Source organism: Testudinibacter sp. P80/BLE/0925, from assembly GCF_053570785.1.
Genome location: NZ_CM131636.1, coordinates 1,846,567 through 1,865,552, shown reverse-complemented (window position 1 = coordinate 1,865,552; position 18,986 = coordinate 1,846,567). Strand labels below are relative to the sequence as shown.

At 48.6% G+C, this 18,986-nt stretch carries 17 protein-coding genes; 6 read left to right on the top strand and 11 right to left on the bottom strand.

The window, feature by feature from the left end; translation table 11 throughout:
* Nucleotides 1-84: 84 nt before the first annotated feature.
* The gene (locus tag ACWA5Z_RS09030; RefSeq protein WP_431051606.1) at nt 85-1,830 is read right to left on the bottom strand and encodes an alkaline phosphatase; all 1,746 of its coding nucleotides are present in this window, start codon (nt 1,828-1,830) and stop codon (nt 85-87) included.
* Between the two features lie 236 nt (nt 1,831-2,066).
* Here ACWA5Z_RS09030 and ACWA5Z_RS09025 point away from each other — a divergent pair, with 236 nt between their 5' ends.
* Nucleotides 2,067-2,234, top strand: a complete 168-nt coding sequence (locus ACWA5Z_RS09025; protein WP_431051604.1) for a hypothetical protein — start codon at nt 2,067-2,069, stop codon at nt 2,232-2,234.
* A 27-nt stretch (nt 2,235-2,261) separates the two neighbouring features.
* Here the strand turns inward: ACWA5Z_RS09025 and ftsH are convergent, their stop codons facing one another.
* Nucleotides 2,262-4,184 (bottom strand): ATP-dependent zinc metalloprotease FtsH, encoded by a 1,923-nt coding sequence (ftsH, locus tag ACWA5Z_RS09020; protein WP_431051602.1) that lies wholly within the window; start codon nt 4,182-4,184, stop codon nt 2,262-2,264.
* Between the two features lie 61 nt (nt 4,185-4,245).
* On the bottom strand, nt 4,246-4,875 hold the full coding sequence (gene rlmE, locus ACWA5Z_RS09015) for a 23S rRNA (uridine(2552)-2'-O)-methyltransferase RlmE (protein WP_431051600.1): 630 nt from the start codon (nt 4,873-4,875) through the stop codon (nt 4,246-4,248).
* Between the two features lie 139 nt (nt 4,876-5,014).
* On the opposite strand from rlmE, the gene yhbY reads away from it, so the two are divergent.
* On the top strand, nt 5,015-5,314 hold the full coding sequence (gene yhbY / locus ACWA5Z_RS09010) for a ribosome assembly RNA-binding protein YhbY (protein ID WP_431051599.1): 300 nt from the start codon (nt 5,015-5,017) through the stop codon (nt 5,312-5,314).
* Between the two features lie 27 nt (nt 5,315-5,341).
* Here yhbY and greA read toward each other — a convergent pair whose 3' ends face one another.
* A complete protein-coding gene (greA, locus tag ACWA5Z_RS09005; protein ID WP_431051597.1) occupies nt 5,342-5,821 on the bottom strand; it encodes a transcription elongation factor GreA in 480 nt (159 codons plus the stop codon).
* A gap of 221 nt (nt 5,822-6,042) precedes the next feature.
* On the opposite strand from greA, the gene dacB reads away from it, so the two are divergent.
* Both dacB and tpx read left to right on the top strand, forming a co-directional pair.
* Nucleotides 6,043-7,491, top strand: coding sequence for a serine-type D-Ala-D-Ala carboxypeptidase (dacB, locus tag ACWA5Z_RS09000; RefSeq protein WP_431051595.1), 1,449 nt, complete (start codon nt 6,043-6,045; stop codon nt 7,489-7,491).
* Nucleotides 7,492-7,532: 41 nt separating this feature from the next.
* Nucleotides 7,533-8,030 carry a thiol peroxidase gene (gene tpx, locus ACWA5Z_RS08995; RefSeq protein ID WP_431051593.1) on the top strand — a complete coding sequence of 166 codons (498 nt, stop codon included), beginning with the start codon at nt 7,533-7,535 and terminating at the stop codon, nt 8,028-8,030.
* A 32-nt stretch (nt 8,031-8,062) separates the two neighbouring features.
* On the opposite strand, the gene rnd is transcribed toward tpx, so the two are convergent.
* The 7 genes from rnd to ACWA5Z_RS08960 form a co-directional block, all read right to left on the bottom strand.
* Entirely contained in the window at nt 8,063-9,199 is a 1,137-nt protein-coding gene (rnd, locus tag ACWA5Z_RS08990) for a ribonuclease D (protein ID WP_431051591.1), read from the bottom strand.
* A gap of 153 nt (nt 9,200-9,352) precedes the next feature.
* Nucleotides 9,353-11,038 carry a long-chain-fatty-acid--CoA ligase FadD gene (fadD, locus tag ACWA5Z_RS08985; RefSeq protein ID WP_431051589.1) on the bottom strand — a complete coding sequence of 562 codons (1,686 nt, stop codon included), beginning with the start codon at nt 11,036-11,038 and terminating at the stop codon, nt 9,353-9,355.
* A 44-nt stretch (nt 11,039-11,082) separates the two neighbouring features.
* Nucleotides 11,083-11,631, bottom strand: coding sequence for a Slp family lipoprotein (locus tag ACWA5Z_RS08980; protein WP_431051587.1), 549 nt, complete (start codon nt 11,629-11,631; stop codon nt 11,083-11,085).
* 34 nt (nt 11,632-11,665) lie between these two features.
* Entirely contained in the window at nt 11,666-12,406 is a 741-nt protein-coding gene (gene tsaB / locus ACWA5Z_RS08975; protein WP_431051585.1) for a tRNA (adenosine(37)-N6)-threonylcarbamoyltransferase complex dimerization subunit type 1 TsaB, read from the bottom strand.
* Entirely contained in the window at nt 12,403-14,325 is a 1,923-nt protein-coding gene (locus ACWA5Z_RS08970) for an ATP-dependent DNA helicase (RefSeq protein ID WP_431051583.1), read from the bottom strand. Before ACWA5Z_RS08970 ends, tsaB begins: the two co-directional genes overlap by 4 nt.
* Before the next feature lie 9 nt (nt 14,326-14,334).
* Nucleotides 14,335-15,708: a DNA repair protein RadA gene (gene radA, locus ACWA5Z_RS08965; protein ID WP_431051581.1), complete on the bottom strand. Its 1,374-nt coding sequence runs from the start codon at nt 15,706-15,708 to the stop codon at nt 14,335-14,337.
* Between the two features lie 17 nt (nt 15,709-15,725).
* Nucleotides 15,726-16,775: a CYTH domain-containing protein gene (locus ACWA5Z_RS08960; RefSeq protein WP_431051579.1), complete on the bottom strand. Its 1,050-nt coding sequence runs from the start codon at nt 16,773-16,775 to the stop codon at nt 15,726-15,728.
* 154 nt (nt 16,776-16,929) lie between these two features.
* On the opposite strand from ACWA5Z_RS08960, the gene ACWA5Z_RS08955 reads away from it, so the two are divergent.
* Nucleotides 16,930-17,610: a TIGR00153 family protein gene (locus tag ACWA5Z_RS08955; RefSeq protein ID WP_431051577.1), complete on the top strand. Its 681-nt coding sequence runs from the start codon at nt 16,930-16,932 to the stop codon at nt 17,608-17,610.
* Between the two features lie 30 nt (nt 17,611-17,640).
* Nucleotides 17,641-18,903: an inorganic phosphate transporter gene (locus tag ACWA5Z_RS08950; protein WP_431051575.1), complete on the top strand. Its 1,263-nt coding sequence runs from the start codon at nt 17,641-17,643 to the stop codon at nt 18,901-18,903.
* The last annotated feature ends 83 nt before the right edge of the window (nt 18,904-18,986 follow it).

Genomic DNA, 18,986 nt, shown 5'->3' with positions numbered 1-18,986 from the left:
AACCGACACAACTTTAACCAGTAGAAGAAAAAGAGCGGGGTTTCCCCCGCTTGATTACATCGAATCATATGCGCTGATATTCCCTTACTTATTCGCGGAATTGATCGCCAAGCTATCCACAATCACTTTATAAATATCCGAGTTTTCCATATAGCCTTTGATCGCTTCCGAACCCGGACCTTGCGCTTGAATGACGATATCGTCAATGGCGTGCACACCGGTCGATTCGCTTTTCGGCAGGATACCGGTGCGCAATACCGCCCCCGGAATATCTTTATAAGCTTCGTTGGCAACATATTGGTCTTTCTCGTTTTTCAACGCCGGTACGAATTGACCGTCCAGTTTCGGGCGGAACGTTTCGTAGTAGTCAGGATAGTTGTTGAAGAACACCGCCAGACGTTTGCTGACATCCAGTTTGTCCGGATAGCCGTCGCCGTTTTTATCTTCATAGTTCGGATAACCGGCTGCGGCATACACGCCCACTTTCTCACGCATTTCATCGCCCGGTTTCTCATCGTCAACCGTACCGATCAGCGAGATCCCGTGGGTATGGTCACCGGTGACGATAATCAAAGTATCCGGATTTTTCTCAGCAAATTCCTGTGCGATTGCAATGGACTGATCCATCATGATGGTGCTCATAATCGCACGTTCCCAATCCAACGGGTGCGAGGCTTTGTCGATTAATGAAGATTCCACCACTAATACGAAACCTTCCGGATTTTGCGACAACACATCAAGTGCGGTTTTGGTCATGGTGGTCAAATCCGGTTGATCCGGGAATTTTTTGGTGACGCCGTTATCGGTCAGGAAACGACGGTCTAACACGGTATCCATATTGCCGGTATGGAACAAGCCCAATAATTGTTTAGTGCCTTGCGGAATTGAGGTCAACTCGGTGTTGTTGGTCACCAAATGATAACCGTCGTTTTTGAACATATCGATGTAATTCAAATCATCTTTACGTTTTGAACCCGGTATGCTTTTCGGCAGGAAATAAGCCGAGCCGCCGCCCATGATCACATCCGGTTTCACATCATGGAACATACCGGTGATTTTATCTTTATCGGCACGACGGCGTGTGTGTGCCACAACTGCCGCCGGGGTTGCGTCTTGCACTTCGGAATCGGTAACCACGCCCACGCTTTTGTTGGTTTTACGTTTGATTAACTCGCCCAGCGTTTCTTGTTTCGGGTGGTTTAAATTGTCTGCCGAACGGCTGACATACACGCCCAAGGCATTGATCGCCGATTTATGTCCGGTCATATACGCACTCATGGTATTGGCGCTGTCCGCCGTGATCGCGTCGGTACTGGATGTGCCGATAAAACCGGTTACCGGGAGGCTGTCCATCGCCAATCGGCCATCGGCTTTACCTTCGGTGACGCCTTTGGATAAGATCCGTGCGCCGGTACGGTGAGCGACGGACAAACCGTCACCCAAGAAGAAAATTATGTTTTTCGCTTTTGCCACATCCGGCGTTTGATACACCGTCCAGTTAACCGCACTTTCTTTACCATTTGCTTTGGCTTCGACTTTATAGTCGCCGGCAGCTTGAATACTGACATTGCGTAACCATAACGCCGAAACGTCTTTGCCGTCTTCTTTTTCGACAAACTCAACGTTGCTGCTGCCTAATACGTCTTTGAAGTCTTTGCCGTTGATTAAAATGCTAATTTGATCCGGATTAACGATTTCATCAAATTCCACTTTGAAATCAAATTTCCCGTCTGCCATCATGGTGGCGCGGTCAATCGGATAAATCGTCTGTGCGACCGCACTTAACGGCAAGGCTGCTACCATCAATGGTAATAGGTAACGTAACTTCATTTTTGTCTCCTAATGTTTATATAGTAATAAATGCTCACTGAAATAATTAGTTTGCTTCGCACACACTATACAAAAGAAATATTACAGGAATATGACAACCGGGGATTTAAATGCCGCTATTTCGCTATCTTTGCTTTCAGCCGTAATGATGACGTGCTAATCACATTTGCCGTGGCGCTGTTCGGCTTGGGAGCGGCGGTGTCTCACCTGCAAATTTTCGCCTTTGCCCGAATACGATGAATGCAATCAAAAAAGCCGCCGGCTTAGAAATGCCAATTATGCCGCCCGCGGCGCTATATCCGCAAAAACGCTTAGTCCAGTTTGCAATCGCCTGTCGGTTGCCGTTTTATCTCGGCTTATTGATTTTGCCTGCTATAACAAAAAACCTGCCAATTGAAAATTGACAGGTTTTTGTTTGTTCAAGCAAGAAATTACTCTTTATCTTTGCTTTGCGGATTATCACTATCCTGATCGGAAATCACTTCTTCTTCCAATTCATTCTCTGCTTGCTTATTCTGCGCTTCCGCCTTCGGCGCTTCGCCTTCCCAACCCGGTGGCGGCGTTACATCACGGCGTTGCATTAACTGTTCGATTTGCTCTTCTTCAATCGTTTCATATTTCATCAATGCGTCTTTCATTGCGTGTAAAATATCCATATTTTCCAGCAACAATTGGCGTGCGCGTTTGTAATTGCGATCCACAATTTGGCGCACTTCTTCATCAATTAAATGTGCCGTTTCGTCCGACATATGTTTGGCTTTCGCCATCGAACGTCCTAAGAACACTTCGCCCTCGTCTTCCGAATATAGGATAGGCCCTAATTTATCGGAGAAGCCCCATTCGGTCACCATCTTGCGCGCAATATTGGTCGCCACTTTAATATCGTTCGAGGCACCGGTGGAAATGTTGTCTTCGCCGTAAATCAAATCTTCCGCTAATCGCCCTGCATACAAGGTCGAAAGTTTACTTTCTAATTGTTTATGGCTAATGCTGACTTGATCGCCTTCCGGCAAGAAAAAGGTCACGCCCAATGCACGCCCGCGCGGAATAATCGTCACTTTATGCACCGGATCGTGTTCCGGCACCAAATAACCGACAATCGCGTGCCCCGCTTCATGATAAGCGGTCGATTCTTTTTGTTTCTCGGTCATAATCATGGTCCGGCGTTCCGGCCCCATGTTGATTTTGTCTTTGGCTTTTTCAAATTCGACCATGGTCACAATGCGTTTGTTGGTGCGTGCGGCAAACAATGCCGCTTCATTGACCAAGTTCGCCAAATCCGCACCGGAATAACCCGGCGTACCGCGCGCAATCACCATCGGATCGACATCCGGTGAAATCGGCACTTTACGCATATGCACTTTCAGAATATGCTCGCGTCCGCGTACATCCGGCAAGCCGACCGTGACTTGACGGTCAAAACGTCCCGGACGGGTCAATGCCGGATCGAGTACGTCAGGGCGGTTAGTTGCCGCAATCACGATCACGCCGGAATTGCCCTCAAAGCCGTCCATTTCCACCAACATTTGGTTTAAGGTTTGTTCGCGCTCATCATGACCGCCGCCCAAACCGGCGCCACGTTGGCGACCGACCGCATCAATCTCATCAATAAAGATCAAACAAGGTGCGGCTTTTTTCGCTTGTTCGAACATATCGCGCACCCGTGATGCGCCGACCCCGACAAACATTTCCACAAAGTCCGAACCGGAAATGGTAAAAAACGGTACTTTGGCTTCCCCGGCAATCGCTTTTGCCAGTAAGGTTTTACCCGTTCCCGGCGGTCCGACCATTAAAATTCCTTTTGGAATTTTACCGCCCAACTTCTGGAATTTGCTCGGATCACGCAGGAAGTCAACCACTTCGCCCACTTCTTCTTTCGCTTCATCACAGCCTGCCACATCGGAAAAACGGGTGGTATTTTGTTCTTCGCTCATCATGCGCGCTTTACTTTTGCCGAAGCTCATGGCTTTGCCGCCACCGCCCTGCATTTGGCGCATAAAGAAAATCCATACCCCGATCAACAATAACATCGGGAACCATGAAATCAGGATTTGTGAGAATAAGCCGCGTTTCTCCGGCGGTGTTCCGGAAACTTTGACATTCTTTGTGATTAAATCATCAAGAATTTTGGAATCATAAATCGGCATGACAGTTTGATAACGATCACCGTTATTTTTGGTCACCGTGATTTGACTGTCTTCAAAACGTGCTTCCGTCACCTGATTATTGCCGACATCACTCACAAAAGTGGTGTAATCCACTCCGCCGCGCGCATCAGGATCCGCATTAAAACTTTGAAACACGGACATCAGAATCACACCGATCACCGTCCACAAAATCAGATTTTTTATCATGTCGTTCTTCAAGGGCTGACCTCGTTTATTTCCTTGTTTAACAAACCGGTGGCATAGGTTACTATAATTTGTACCCGGTTGCCACAATATATACCTCGCGCGAACGATCACGCGAAGCCTCAGGCTTACGCACTTTGACTACACTGAACAGAGAACGAATCTCTCTCAAATACTCGTCAAAACCTTCCCCCTGAAAAACTTTTACTACAAAACTGCCTTTCGGCGCAAGCACTTGGCGGCACATATCCAATGCCAATTCCACCAGATACATCGCACGCGGAATATCCACCGACGGTACGCCGCTGAAATTCGGCGCCATATCCGACAGCACCACATCCACTTTACCGTCGCCGACACGCTCTAAAAGTGCGGTCAGCACGTTTTCATCGCGGAAATCCCCCTGCAGAAAATCCACCCCGGCAATCGGATCCATATCCAGAATATCGCAGGCAATCACCCGTCCGTTACTGCCGATTTGTTTCACCACATATTGCGACCAACCTCCCGGTGCTGCGCCGAGATCGACCACGGTCATATTCGGTTTGAACAAACGATCCGATTGTTGGATTTCATCCAATTTAAAATAGGCCCGTGAGCGCAATTTTTGTTTATGTGCTTTTTGGACAAAGTGATCTTTAAAGTGTTCATTGAGCCAGCGGGTTGAACTGGCGGAACGTTTTTTCTTTCCCATTTCTATTTCTCTTGCGATAATTACCGACCTTAATCGGCAATTATGTTAATATGGCGTTCAAATTGAGAGATTCAAGGCTAACTAGTCAATTTATTTACTGTTTCTCTCTTGGATTATACCTAATTTAAAAGGATTTTTTATGGCTATCAGCTTAACCACCAAACAAAAACAATATCTGAAAGGCTTGGCGCACAATTTGAAACCGGTTGTGATGCTCGGCGCCAACGGTTTGACGGAGGGCGTCGTTGCCGAAATCGACAATGCCATCAGCCACCATGAGCTGATTAAAGTCAAAATCGCCGGCGCAGAACGCGAAACCAAACAGCTCATTATTGACGCCATTGTGCGCGAAACCGAGGCAAGTGCGGTGCAATTAATCGGGCATACCTTGGTGCTTTATCGTCCGGCGAAAGAACCTGCGATTCGCTTACCAAAATAACAGAAGTGCGGTTTTCACCGCACTTTTTTATGCCTGATACAACACATCCACAATATCAAATTCGACTTTGCCGCCCGGGGTGGTGATAATCGCGTTATCTTCCACTTCCTTACCGATCAAGCCGCGTGCAATCGGCGAATTAACCGAAATCAAACCGCTCTTGATATCCGCTTCATCATCACCGACGATTTTATACTGCACTTCTTCTTCGGTTTCGACGTTCATCAAGACCACCGTCGCGCCAAAAATCACCTTACCGTTATTTTTCATTTTGGTGATGTCGATAATTTGACAATTGGATAATTTGCCTTCGATGTCCTGAATCCGTCCTTCGCAGAAACCTTGCTGCTCACGCGCCGCATGATATTCGGCATTTTCTTTCAAATCGCCGTGCTCGCGCGCCTCGGCAATCGCTTTGATAATTTCCGGACGACGGGTATTTTTCAGGTAATCCAATTCTTCTTTTAGCTTTTCTGCGCCACGCACAGTCATGGGAATTTGTTTCATAAACGCTCACTATTCTATTTTTTATAGACAAAACAAAACCACAGCATAATCATTTATGCTGTAGCAAAAATATCAAATGCAGTCAGAAAGCCACGCTTTACACTGTATGACAATTCGTCCCGAAATAATCGTTTACCTTGCTGACAGATGGCTCTATTATGGACATCTTATAAAAAAAGGCAACCAAAAACACCTGTTCAAACTTCGCATATATCCCTATTATGAAACGATCTTGTTATACCCATCTAAAAAAACTCTCTTTTTCTTTACTCGGATTGGCTTTTCTCTCGCTGCCGGCGCAAGCCAAAGTTGAAATCAGCGACTATCTGCCGCATTTGCCGCTCGGTGCCAGTGTCGGGTTTGTCGCTGAAAATTTGTCGCGGCAGCAAACGATCGCCGACTATAACCAACATATTCTGATGTTGCCCGCCAGCACGCAAAAAGTCTTCACCGCACTTGCCGCCAAACTCACTTTAGGCGATCAGTTTCAATTTAATACCGATTTGGTCAGCCCTGCCAAAATTAGCAACAAAACCCTGCAAGGGGATCTCAGTATCCGTTTCGGCGGTGATCCGACATTAACCAGCGGACAACTTTATCAATTGCTTGCCAAGCTCAAACAACAAGTCGATAACATCAAAGGCAATATCGTACTGGATACCAGTATTTTTAACAGCCATGATCGCGGTTTAGGTTGGATTTGGAACGATTTAACCATGTGCTTCAATGCGCCGCCGTCTGCCGCCAGTATTGACGGCAACTGTTTTTCGGTCGAACTGAATGCCTCGGGTAATGTCGGCAGTGTAGTGCAAGCCACCGTGCCGTCACATTTTCCGGTGCAAGTCTTCAGCCAAGTGCGGATCGTATCCAATCAAGAAGCGGGAAATTGCGCCTTTGATGTGGTCGTCAATGACAACAACCGTTATACCTTAAAAGGCTGTATCGCACGCCAAGCCAAGCCGTTCGGCTTGAGTTTTGCGGTGCAAGATCCCGACAGCTACGCGATTGCGATTATCATGGCGCAATTGAAGCGTTTAGGGATCAACGTCAACGGACACATTATGCTCGCCACCAATCCGACCCAAGGTACGGTGTTGGCGAGCCACCGTTCAAGCGCATTACCGGAACTGGTAAAACGGATGATGAAGCGTTCCGATAACCAAATCGCCGACAGTCTGTTCCGCCGTATCGGTTATCAATACTATAAAAAACCGGTCTCTTTCCAACAAAGTGCCGGCGCCATGCGCCAAATTCTGACCCGTCAAGCCGGAGTGGATTTCGGCAACAGCCAAATCGCCGACGGCTCAGGGCTCTCACGCCAAAATTTAATCAGCCCAAGTGCACTTTTACAAACCTTGAATTACATCAGCGCCAACGATGATAAACTGAATTTGCTGAGCACTTTTCCGATTGCCGCTCATGACGGCACGCTGAGCGGGCGCGGTTCAATGGGCGAAGCACCGCTGGCGAAAAACCTGATCGCCAAAACCGGGGCGCTGAAAGGGGTTTATAATTTAGCCGGATTCATGCACAATGCCAAAGGCGAACGTATTGCGTTCGTACAATTTATCAACGGTTATTCCACCGGCGACTTGGAAAGCAAAACCAAACGCAGCCCGTTAGTGAATTTTGAGAAAAGTGTGTTCACCGCACTTTATCAAGAACCTTAAGTAATAACCGAAACTTATCTGATCATTTAATAGGAGAACATATGGCGAATGTGACATTAGGCGGTAACCCGATTGAAGTGCAAGGCAATTTTCCAACTGCCGGCGAAACCGTTGCGGATTTCAGTTTAGTGAAAAGTGATTTAAGCGAAGCCGCACTTGCCGATTATCAAGGCAAACGCAAAATCCTGAATATTTTTCCAAGTATCGACACCGGCGTCTGCGCCACTTCGGTTCGTAAATTTAACCAACAAGCGGCGGATTTAAACAATACGGTGGTACTGTGTATCTCTGCGGATTTGCCCTTTGCGCAAGCCCGTTTCTGCGGCGCGGAAGGTTTGCAAAATGTGGTCACTTTATCCAGTTTCAGAAACCGCACTTTTGCCGAAAACCTTGGCGTTGCCATCGTGAGTGGTCCGCTGAGTGGGCTGACGGCAAGAGCGGTGATTGTGTTAGATGAAGAAAGTAAGGTACTGCACAGCGAGCTGGTTGCCGAAATCAAACAAGAACCGGATTACGACGCAGCATTAGCGGTGTTGTAATATAAAGTAAGAGACGTCAATAGGCGTCTCTATCATTCGTTCGGTTGAATCCATTGCAGTAAACGTTCGCCATACGGCTTGCGCCAGCCTTGCAACAAACGCGGCAATGACAACGCCTCACGCTCACCGTCTTCGCGCCACGCCCATTTAATCAACTGATGTAACACTTTGCGGCTTGCCAGATTCTCTTTAGCGATTCCCGGCGGGCAAATATCATTAAGTTGCTTTTGCAGGGCTTTCAAGGTGTTTTTATACGCCGGTAACACTGAAATTTGCGCGATCGTCGGCGGATAGTCGGCGCTATCGGTTTTTTGCGCCTGTGCCACTAATTGCAGGATTTTTTTGCCGTGCATACGGATTTCATTCGGATGAAACCCTAAATCCAGCAATTCCGAGGTATGCTTCGGCAAACGCTCCGCCGCTTGAAACAAAGCTTGCTCTTTCACCACAAAATTTAGCGCCAAATCACGTTCAAGTGCGGTTAGGTATCGCCATTTCGCCAATAATTTCAGCGCCATCAAATGTACGCCTTGCAAGCGCCATGCATTGCCAATATTAAGATAGGCTTGTTCGGGATCACTTGTCGCAGTAGCACGTTTCAGCAAAAATTCACACTCTTCACTGACCGCACTTTGCCACTCCGTTTGCGCCAGCTGCTGCGCCATATTTTGGTATAACGGCAATAAATACCACACATCGGCAGCGGCATATTGCCGTTGTAACTCTGATAGTGGACGCGCCAACCAATCGGTGCGCGACGCACCTTTGTCCAGTTCCAATTCAAAATAGTGCGCTATCAGCTTGGCAAAACCGGTCGAATTCTGGAATCCGAGAAAATCCGCCATGATTTGGGTGTCGATCATCGGCTGCGGTTGCCGTTGGAAATAGGTTTGGAACACCTCAAGATCTTCACTGCAAGCGTGCAGGACTTTTAACACATTGTGATCGGTCAAAAGTGCGGTAAACGGCGAAAGATCGTCGATTGCCAACGGATCGATTAAACTCAAGCGCTCACCGTCATATACCTGAATCAAGCCCAGTTTCGGATAAAAAGTGCGGGTGCGGATAAATTCGGTATCCAGCGCCACCGCACTTTTTTGCCGTGCTTGCTCGCAAACGGTTTGCAATTGTTGATTGCTGTTGATCCAGAGATAGTTGAGTGGTTGCATTGGATTGTCTCGGTTGGGAAGAACTGAAAGTCGGGGCGGATGGTATATCCGCCCGAACCGCACTTTACATTTTTCTATTGTGGATTAAATGCTTATACCACACTTCGTAAACGGGCGGATATACCATCCGCCCCGGCTTATATCGCTTACACATTACACCGCCGACCGTTTCGCCAACTCTTCATCACGCACCACGCGGCGCAAAATTTTACCGACATTGCTTTTCGGCAATTCGTCACGGAATTCGATTTCGCGCGGCAATTTATAGCCGGTCAGATGTTCGCGGCAGTGTTTGCGAACTTCATCTTTGGTCAGGGTTTCATCGCGTTTGACCACAAAAATCTTGACCGTCTCGCCGGAATTGGCATCCGGCACGCCGATTGCCACTACTTCCGACACTTTATAATTCAACATCACCACATCTTCGATTTCATTCGGATAAACATTAAAACCGGAGACGATAATCATGTCTTTTTTACGATCAACGATTTTCAGATTTTTATCTTCGCCCATCACCACAATATCGCCGGTGGCAAGCCAACCGTCTTTCAACACCTCCGCGGTCGCCTCAGGTCGCTGCCAATACCCCTGCATAACCTGATCACCTTTCACCCACAACTCGCCGCGTTCGCCAATGGCGGCTTCCGTACCGTCGTCTTTGATAATTTTAATATCGGTATTCGGAATCGGCACCCCGATATTGCCGTTATGTTCGGTGCTATGCGGCGGACAGGCGGCAATTAAGGGCGAACATTCGGTCATACCATAGCCTTCGATAATATTGGTCCCCGTCAGTTTGTGCCAACGATCCGCCACCGCTTGGTTAACCGACATCCCGCCGGCGACCGACAGTTTTAACGCCGAAAAATCCAATTCTCTGAAATTCTCATTGTTTAACAATGCGTTAAACAAAGTATTGACCCCGGTAATCGCCACATACGGGTGGCGGCGCAGTTCTTTGACAAAGCCGTTAATATCGCGCGGATTGGTAATCAACACTCCGGTCAAACCTAATTCGATAAACAACAAGCAGTTGATAATCAAAGCAAAAGCATGATACAACGGCAGCGCAATGATCGCTTCGCGCACCGGTGAATGTTCAATAAACGGATTGGCAACCCAGCGTGCCTGAAAAATATTGGTTAAAATATTCTTATGGCTTAACATTGCCCCTTTTGCCACGCCGGTCGTACCGCCGGTATATTGTAAAAACGCCAAATCTTCGCCGCTCACTTGCGGTTTTACATACTGGCGCATTTTGCCGATACTCAACACTTCGCGAAACGTGACTGCGCCGGGCAATTTATATTTCGGCACCAATTTTTTGATGTATTTCACCACGAAATTGACCAAATTACGTTTACCGAACGACAACTGATCGCCCATGCGGGTCAAAATAACGTGTTTAACCTCCGTTTCCGCCACCACACTTTCAAGCGTAGCGGCAAAATTAGAAACCACCACAATCGCCACCGCGCCGCTGTCTTGCAATTGGTGCTCCAGCTCGCGCGGGGTATACAGCGGATTGACATTCACCACCACCATGCCGGCACGCAGTACGCCGAACAATGCAATCGGATATTGCAATAAATTCGGCATCATCAATGCCACCCGATCGCCTTTTTTCAGTTTTAATACGTTTTGCAAATACGCGGCAAAGGCACGGCTGCGTTCTTCCAGTTTGCGGAAGGTCAGTTCCTTGCCCATATTGATATAAGCCGCTTGATCCGGGCGCTCACGCACCGCATTTTCAAACATTTCCAACAAAGAACGGTATTTATCCGTTTTAATCACGCGCTCCGCGCCTTCCGGATAGTTGTCAAACCAAATTTTTTCCATAGTCATCCTGTTTTATTATTTTTTATTAATGCCGACGAAAGCGGTTATCGGAGTGCAGCCCGCGGTTTCCACATTGGAAAGCCACCGAAAAAATAACCATGCCGCTGCGAATCCCAATAATCAAACCACGCTTCTTCATCATAATAGTATTCAACCACTTGCTGCCAAATGCGATAGTTGTCAGCTTTGACCAGCGGGTAAATATAATCTGCTTGATCTATTTTGCCGCCGAGTTTACCGCTCAATACGCCTTTCACCGTGATATATTGATTGTCTAAGCTAAGCGGATCGACGAAACCGTTTAAAACCGCAATGAAACGCCCGTCGCTATGGCTGTCCAAAACCGGTTTAGCGCTAAACCGATCGATGGTCATACTCAATATTTCAACTTCGGTCGTATTATTTTTCAGTACCGCCGCTTTAATCACCTTGCCGCCCAACCGCACTTGCTGACATTGGCAGTCAAAATCCGCCGTTGCCAATTGCGCATAGCTAATCAAGGTGTTATCACCGCGATCCAAGCCTTGCGGCGCCAGTTGGCAACCGCTTAACATGGCACTGAAGAGAATCGGAATCCAGATAAATTTTTTCATCTTACGCTCCTTAACGGCAAACCATCTTACCTAATCACTCCCGTCCGGGAAGTTTTTTCCACGTCACTTGATTGCGCAGATAGACCGGCTCAATCGCCAGTGCCGTCGAATAATTCTGTTGTTGCCACGCTAACTGCGCCAACGGCAACATATACTGCGCCGATGGCAACAGAATATCACATTTATTTAACGGCGCGGTAGTCCGTTCAAATTGCGGATACGCCGCCCAGCCGGTTCCCACGCAAGCCGCACCGACAAAGACCGCACTTTGCCTTTCCAGTTGCGCCACTTGTTGCAACACATCTTCCGGCGGCAAAACCTGTTCGTCGATCACGGTTTCCCAAGCCGCGTAGGCTTGATTATCAATCGACTGCGGTTGGTAGCGTAACGCGGAAAAATAGACTTCGTTCATGCGCGCGTCAATCGCCGCCAGCACGGTTTCACTACCCTGCGTTTGATACGCCGCTTGCGCCATTGCGGTTAAATTGGAAATCGGAATCACCGGCAACTCTGCGCCTAATGCCAAGCCTTGCACGATGCCGCAGCCGATACGCACGCCGGTGAAACTGCCCGGTCCACGCCCAAATACCAAGGCATCCACTTGGTTTAAGCGGATACCGGCTTCGGCTAAAATCTCATCAACCATCGGCAAAATACGGCGAGTATGTGCTTTCGGGCTAAGTTCGTCCTGCGCTAAAATCCCACCGTTGTAGGATAACGCCACCGAGCAGGCTTCGGTTGCGGTGTCGATTGCCAATAAAATCGTTTTGCTCATTGTTTTGTCTTCTTCAAAAATTCAATCACTTTGTCCAAACTGCGCGTGCGCGTTGAATTGGGCAAGCTTTTCAAAAAGGTTGCGCCGTAAGGGCGCATGACTAAGCGCGAATCGCAAATAATCACCGCACCGCGATCGGTCACATCACGGATCAGTCGCCCCACGCCCTGTTTTAAGCTGATCACCGCACTGGGCAGTTGCACCTGATTAAACGGATCACCGCCTTTCAAACGGCAATCTTCAATCCGTGCTTTTAATAATGGTTCATCGGGCGCACTGAACGGCAATTTGTCGATAATCACCAGCGACAAAGCGTCACCGCGCACATCAACCCCTTCCCAAAAACTGGCGGTGGCGACCAACACCGAATGGCTCTCTTGGGTAAATTTTTCCAACAAGCGCGCTTTCGCCATTTCCCCCTGTAACAACACCGACAGTTCGCTGTGTTCGCGCAGATATTCCGCCAAGCCGCGCATCATCATATAAGAAGTGCACAGCAAAAAACAACGGCCTTGGTTGGCTTCGATCACCGGTAACAACATTTCGCCCAAGCGTTGCAGGGTTTGCTGCTGGTTGCTGCCCGGCAGGAAACGCGGCACACACAACAGCGATTGTTGCGGATAATCAAACGGCGACGGCAATACTTTCTGCTGGCGGGTTTGAATGCCCATGCGTTCACAAAAAAAGTCGAAACTGCCGCCCACTTCCAAGGTGGCGGAGGTGAAAATCCAACCGGCTTTTTGTTGCTGCAACTGCTCGCCGAATTTGTCCGCCACCGTCAGTGGCGTGAGGTGCAGACCGAATTGGCGGTTAAAGGTTTCATACCAATAACAATAGCCGGTGATCGAAGTGTCCAAAATCCGTTTCAATTGCGCTTGAATCGCAGTAATACGTTCAAAAATGCTATCTAACGTCTGCGAACGTCCCAACGCCAATTTGACCACATCTTGTACAAAATCCAGATTTTCTTGCAAATGCCGCACCGCTTTTTGTACCGCACTTTGAGTTAACAATTCACGCAAATTGCCGCGTAAATTGCCTTCGCCCATCATCAGGCGGAAATCCTGCACCACTTTATTCAAATGATCCGCCGCCGTGCCAAGCTGTTTCAGATCTTTGACTTCGGTGCGGTAGCAAATATGAATATCACGGCTGAGATCGAACAGTTGGCGCGAGGTGATCGACTGTCCGAAATATTGGCTGGCAATATCCGGCAGTTGGTGCGCCTCATCGAAAATCACGATTTTTGCTTCGGGAATCAGCTCGCCGAAACCGCTCTCTTTCACCGCCATATCGGCACAAAACAGATGGTGATTGACCACCACCAGATCGGCTTCCAGCGCTTTTTTGCGCGCTTTGGCAACATAACACTCCGCGTAATTCGGGCAATCGCTGCCTAAACAGCTTTCGCTGGTGCTGGTGAGTTGCGGAAAAATCGGGCTGTCTTCCGGCAAAGCGGCGCATTCGCTGAGATCGCCGTTTTCGGTTGCCGCTTGCCATTTACGCACCACCGACAACTGCGCCAACACCGATTTATCGCCCAATACGCCGTCGGCAATCAGTTTATCCAAGCGTTCTAAACAGAGATAATTGGCGCGCCCTTTGAGCAACGCCAGTTTGCCGCTGTAGCCCAAGGCTTTTTGAATGGTCGGCAGATCGCGCTTAAACAGTTGATCCTGTAAATTTTTCGAACCGGTGGAAATGATGGTTTTTTTGCCCGACAACATCGCCGGCACAAGATAAGCAAAGGTTTTGCCCGTGCCGGTGCCGGCTTCGATCACCAGTTGCGCTTGTTGTTTGATCGCCTGTTCGACCGCCTGCGCCATTTCCACCTGCTCTTGACGCGGACGGAATTGGCGGATATGGCGGCTTAAAATGCCGTCGTCGGCAAAGGCGTTGACTACACTGGTTTGCTTCATCGCTTATTCCTAAAAATCGTCCAATACCGCTAGCGCGTCGGCAAGTTTTTTCACCGTAAACACCTGCATTTGATCGATATTGTGTTTCGGTTTGTTGGCGAACGGCACAATCGCACGGCGAAAACCGTGTTTTGCCGCTTCGCTGATCCGCTCTTGTCCGCTGGTGACCGGGCGGATTTCTCCTGCCAAGCCGACTTCGCCGAACACTACCAAATCTTGCGGCAACGGACGATTGCGGAAACTGGAGATTAACGCCAATAATAACGCCAAATCCGCACCGGTTTCCGTCACTTTTACCCCACCGACCACATTGACAAACACATCTTGATCGGACATTTGCACATTGCCGTGACGGTGCAACACCGCTAGTAATAATGCCAAACGGTTTTGCTCCAAACCGACTGCGACCCGGCGCGGATTGGCAAGCATGGAGTGATCGACCAACGCTTGGATTTCAACCAATAACGGGCGGGTTCCCTCCCACAACACCATCACCGAGCTGCCGGAGGTCTGTTCCTCGCCTCGGCTGAGGAAAATCGCCGACGGGTTTTTCACTTCGCGCAAGCCCTGTTCGGTCATGGCGAACACCCCCAATTCATTCACTGCGCCAAAACGGTTTTTATGGCTACGCAAAGTGCGGTAGCGTGAATCGGCTTCGCCTTCGAGCAAAATCGAGCAGTCGATACAATGCTCTAGCACTTTCGGACCGGCAAGCGTGCCGTCTTTGGTGACGTGCCCGACCATAATAATCGCCACTTGTTTGGTTTTGGCATAACGGGTCAAAAACGCCGCGCACTCGCGCACCTGCGCCACGCTGCCGGGGGAGGACTGAATATCCGCCAAGTGCATGACTTGGATCGAGTCGATCACAATCACTTTCGGCTTTTCTTGATCGGCGATATTACAAATCTGTTCGACGGCGGTTTCGGATAACAGCCTGAGTTTATCGCTCGGTAGCCCCAAACGGTTGGCGCGCATTGCCACCTGTTGCAACGATTCCTCACCGGTGACATATAAGGTCGGCATTTGCTCGGCTAAGGTACACATCACTTGCAATAATAAGGTACTTTTGCCTGCGCCGGGGTGTCCACCGATTAAAATCGCGCTGCCCGGCACAATGCCGCCGCCCAACACGCGATCCAGCTCGCTGAAACGGCTGCTGAAGCGTGGCGTTTCTTGTAAGCTGATTTCGGATAGGGTTTGCACTTTCGCCGCCGTTTCGCCGGCATAACCGCTGAAACGGTCGCCTTTCGATACCGTGCTGACCAAGCGCACTTCGCTGATGGTGTTCCACGCTTTACAGGCGCTGCACTGCCCTTGCCAACGGGCGTAATCTGCGCCGCAGTCGTTACAGACATAGGCTTTTTTCGGGGCTTTTGCCATGTTGTTATCCGTTTTTCCTAAGCGTTAAGCGTGAGTTTAATTAAATGGAGTTGGCGTTTTACGCCGTTGCCACGATGTAATAACTCATAACAATACAAAGTGCGGTTCGGCGTATGCGCGCTGCGCTGTAATTCGTTGACTTTGGCTAACACCCGCTGATTTAACTCAATAAATTCATTAATTGACTCATCATCCAACCGCACTTTAGACGGCACTCGTTCATAGGCTTGCCATAGCAACGCTTGGTGTTGGTCGTAATAGGCGTATAGCGCGGCAAACGCCGCCAAACCCGAATCCACGATTTCCGCCGACAATTCGCCGCCGGTCAATAACTCGGCATAATAGTCGGTTAAGCGTTGTTCGTAGGCTAAAAGTGCGGTCAAAACCGCACTTGGCGACGGATCTGCCAACGGTAAGTTTTGCCACTCCGCCTGCCAATCAAAGGGTTGCAACGGCAGTACCCCGGCGAGTTGATAGCCGCGTTTGGCTTTGTTCACCGCTCCCAAGCGAATGCCGTCGCTTAGGCTTAATTGTTCGACAAACGTCAATAAATCATCAACCGAACCGTGTTTCAGCTCAAATTCCACTTCGCAAATCGGTTCAATCCGATCATTGGCTTCGATTTCGCCCTGATCCAGCGCCACTTCGATATTGGCACCGTTGCCTAATTCAATCACCCAAGCTTGGCGCAAAAAGTCGGTGCTGAAAATCGGTTTCAGTTCCGCTTGCAGTTCGGCTAACGGGCGGGCTAACTGCAAATCGCCAAAACGGCTTAATCCCTGCAACCGTGGCACCGCACTGTCCAATTCCACGTCATATTCAGGACGCATATGCAACCCTCCGATCACCTCGCCATCGGTTTTCAGGGTTAAAATAAATTGTTCGTTGATCGTTCTGACCCGCAACCCCATGCGTCGGCTGGAAAAAAAGTCATCGGGCGTGTCATAATAGCAGTTGCCTAAAATTTGTTGGGTGTGAGATAGCACATTAAAGCTCGCCATTTCTTTACTCAAAAAAGTGGCGAATTCTTGGTTAACCAGCAGTTTTAATTCTATTTCCGCGCTCATACATCGGCCTTATAATGTGACAAATTGGTTACAATTTAGCAAAAAATGCTGTTATCTCAAATTAAAATCGTGAGTTATGCTGTGCTTTCGGGTATGATTGCCAGCGAATTGATACGTCTATACCATCATTTTATCGTATATTGGAGTTAATGCTATGCCAATCAACAATATCTTGGGTTTATTTGCTCAATCCCCACTCAAACCGTTACAAAAGCACTCAAACAAAGTCAGCGAATGCTGTGATATTTTGGTGCCGTTCTTCGAAGCCACTTTTAATAATGACTGGGCACAGGCGGAAGAATTAAGACGAAAAATCTCTGAAGCCGAAAAAGAAGCCGACACGTTGAAACGTGAAATTCGTTTAAAACTGCCACGCGGCTTATTTATGCCGGTGGAACGCACCGATTTATTAGAGCTGGTGACACAACAGGATAAATTGGCGAACTATGCCAAAGATATCGCCGGGCGCGTAATCGGGCGTAATTTGTGTATTCCTCAAGCCCTGCAAGCCGAATTTTTGGAATACCTGAAACGCAGTTTGGACGCAACCCACCAAGCATCGTTGGTGATTGATGAAATGGACGAACTGTTGGAAACCGGTTTCAAAGGGCGTGAAGTGAATTTCGTCAACAAAATGATTAATGAACTGGATAAAATCGAAGACGATACCGACAGCCAGCAAATCCAGTTACGCCGCCAGTTGTTGGCAATCGAAGACCAATACAAACCGGTCGATGTCATTTTCTTGTATAAAATTTTAGAATGGATTGGCGTATTGGCTGATCAGGCGCAGCGTGTCGGTTCCCGTATTGAGTTAATGCTCGCCCGCTCTTAATCCCCAAAACAACAATAATAAGGATTTTGTATGGAATTTATTGCCCAATATGGTAGCACCGTAGTGATTATTACGGCTATCGCAGGACTTTTAATGGCGTTTGGTATCGGCGCCAACGACGTATCCAATGCCATGGGAACTTCGGTCGGTTCCGGCACCATTACCGTCAAACAGGCGATTTTAATCGCAATGATATTTGAATTCGCCGGCGCCTATTTGGCCGGCGGCGAGGTCACCGAAACCATTAAGAGCGGGATTATCGATCCGAGCTTATTCACTGCCGTGCCGGAAGTATTGATTCTCGGCATGATGTCGGCATTGTTTTCCGCCGGCGCTTGGTTGTTAATCGCCTCCTATATGGGCTGGCCGGTATCAACCACCCACTCGATTATCGGTGCAATCATCGGCTTCGCCTGTGTCACCATCGGGCCGCACGCCGTCGATTGGGGTTCGGTGAAAGGGATTGTCGGCAGCTGGTTCATTACGCCGATTATTTCGGGTATCGTTGCCTACACTATTTTTATCAGCACCCAACGGTTGATTTTCGACACGGAAAATCCAATGGATAATGCGAAAAAATACGGCCCGTTCTATATGGGGCTGACCACATTTATCCTCAGCATTGTCACCATGACCAAAGGCTTAAAACACGTCGGCTTACACCTGAACGGCATGCAGACCTTTCTGATTTCACTGACAATTTGCGTGGCATCAATCATATTCTGTTATTTTTATTTCCGCAGCGACGCATTTAAAAATCGCGTACAAGGCGGGGCTTTCGGTGGCGTAGAGAAAGTATTCAGTATCCTGATGTTGCTCACCGCATGTTCGATGGCGTTTGCCCACGGTTCAAATGACGTTGCCAATGCGATTGGACCATTATCCGCGGTCGTATCCATTGTCGAACACGGCGGCGTAATCACCGCAAAAACCGCACTTGCGTGGTGGATTCTGCCGTTAGGCGCGGTCGGTATCGTGATTGGCTTAGCGGTGATGGGCTACAAGGTGATGGGCACTATCGGCGGCGGGATTACCGATCTCACCCCAAGCCGCGGCTTTTCGGCGGAATTTGCCTGTGCGATTACCGTGGTGATTGCCTCCGGCACCGGCTTACCGATTTCGACTACGCAAACCTTAGTCGGCGCAGTGTTAGGGGTTGGTTTTGCGCGCGGAATCGCAGCGTTGAATCTGAATGTAATCCGCAATATTTTTGCTTCTTGGATTGTGACTTTACCGGCGGGGGCAATTTTTGCTATTATTTTCTACTATATTCTACACGCAATTTTTATTTAACCGTATTTAACAATCCCAAAGGGGTTAAATTATATGTTGCCTAGGGTAACTTGTTACCCTAGGAAAAATGATCGGAAACCCAT

Excerpts from the sequence above, each read along its gene's own strand:
- ACWA5Z_RS08950 (WP_431051575.1), top strand. The coding sequence starts at position 17,641 with ATGGAATTTATTGCCCAATATGGTAGCACCGTAGTGATTATTACGGCT.
- greA (WP_431051597.1), bottom strand. The coding sequence starts at position 5,821 with ATGAAACAAATTCCCATGACTGTGCGTGGCGCAGAAAAGCTAAAAGAA.
- rnd (WP_431051591.1), bottom strand. The coding sequence starts at position 9,199 with ATGCAACCACTCAACTATCTCTGGATCAACAGCAATCAACAATTGCAA.
- tpx (WP_431051593.1), top strand. The coding sequence starts at position 7,533 with ATGGCGAATGTGACATTAGGCGGTAACCCGATTGAAGTGCAAGGCAAT.
- ACWA5Z_RS08955 (WP_431051577.1), top strand. The coding sequence starts at position 16,930 with ATGCCAATCAACAATATCTTGGGTTTATTTGCTCAATCCCCACTCAAA.
- dacB (WP_431051595.1), top strand. The coding sequence starts at position 6,043 with ATGAAACGATCTTGTTATACCCATCTAAAAAAACTCTCTTTTTCTTTA.
- tsaB (WP_431051585.1), bottom strand. The coding sequence starts at position 12,406 with ATGAGCAAAACGATTTTATTGGCAATCGACACCGCAACCGAAGCCTGC.
- ACWA5Z_RS09030 (WP_431051606.1), bottom strand. The coding sequence starts at position 1,830 with ATGAAGTTACGTTACCTATTACCATTGATGGTAGCAGCCTTGCCGTTA.
- radA (WP_431051581.1), bottom strand. The coding sequence starts at position 15,708 with ATGGCAAAAGCCCCGAAAAAAGCCTATGTCTGTAACGACTGCGGCGCA.
- fadD (WP_431051589.1), bottom strand. The coding sequence starts at position 11,038 with ATGGAAAAAATTTGGTTTGACAACTATCCGGAAGGCGCGGAGCGCGTG.
- ACWA5Z_RS09025 (WP_431051604.1), top strand. The coding sequence starts at position 2,067 with ATGAATGCAATCAAAAAAGCCGCCGGCTTAGAAATGCCAATTATGCCG.
- ACWA5Z_RS08960 (WP_431051579.1), bottom strand. The coding sequence starts at position 16,775 with ATGAGCGCGGAAATAGAATTAAAACTGCTGGTTAACCAAGAATTCGCC.
- rlmE (WP_431051600.1), bottom strand. The coding sequence starts at position 4,875 with ATGGGAAAGAAAAAACGTTCCGCCAGTTCAACCCGCTGGCTCAATGAA.
- ftsH (WP_431051602.1), bottom strand. The coding sequence starts at position 4,184 with ATGATAAAAAATCTGATTTTGTGGACGGTGATCGGTGTGATTCTGATG.
- ACWA5Z_RS08980 (WP_431051587.1), bottom strand. The coding sequence starts at position 11,631 with ATGAAAAAATTTATCTGGATTCCGATTCTCTTCAGTGCCATGTTAAGC.
- ACWA5Z_RS08970 (WP_431051583.1), bottom strand. The coding sequence starts at position 14,325 with ATGAAGCAAACCAGTGTAGTCAACGCCTTTGCCGACGACGGCATTTTA.
- yhbY (WP_431051599.1), top strand. The coding sequence starts at position 5,015 with ATGGCTATCAGCTTAACCACCAAACAAAAACAATATCTGAAAGGCTTG.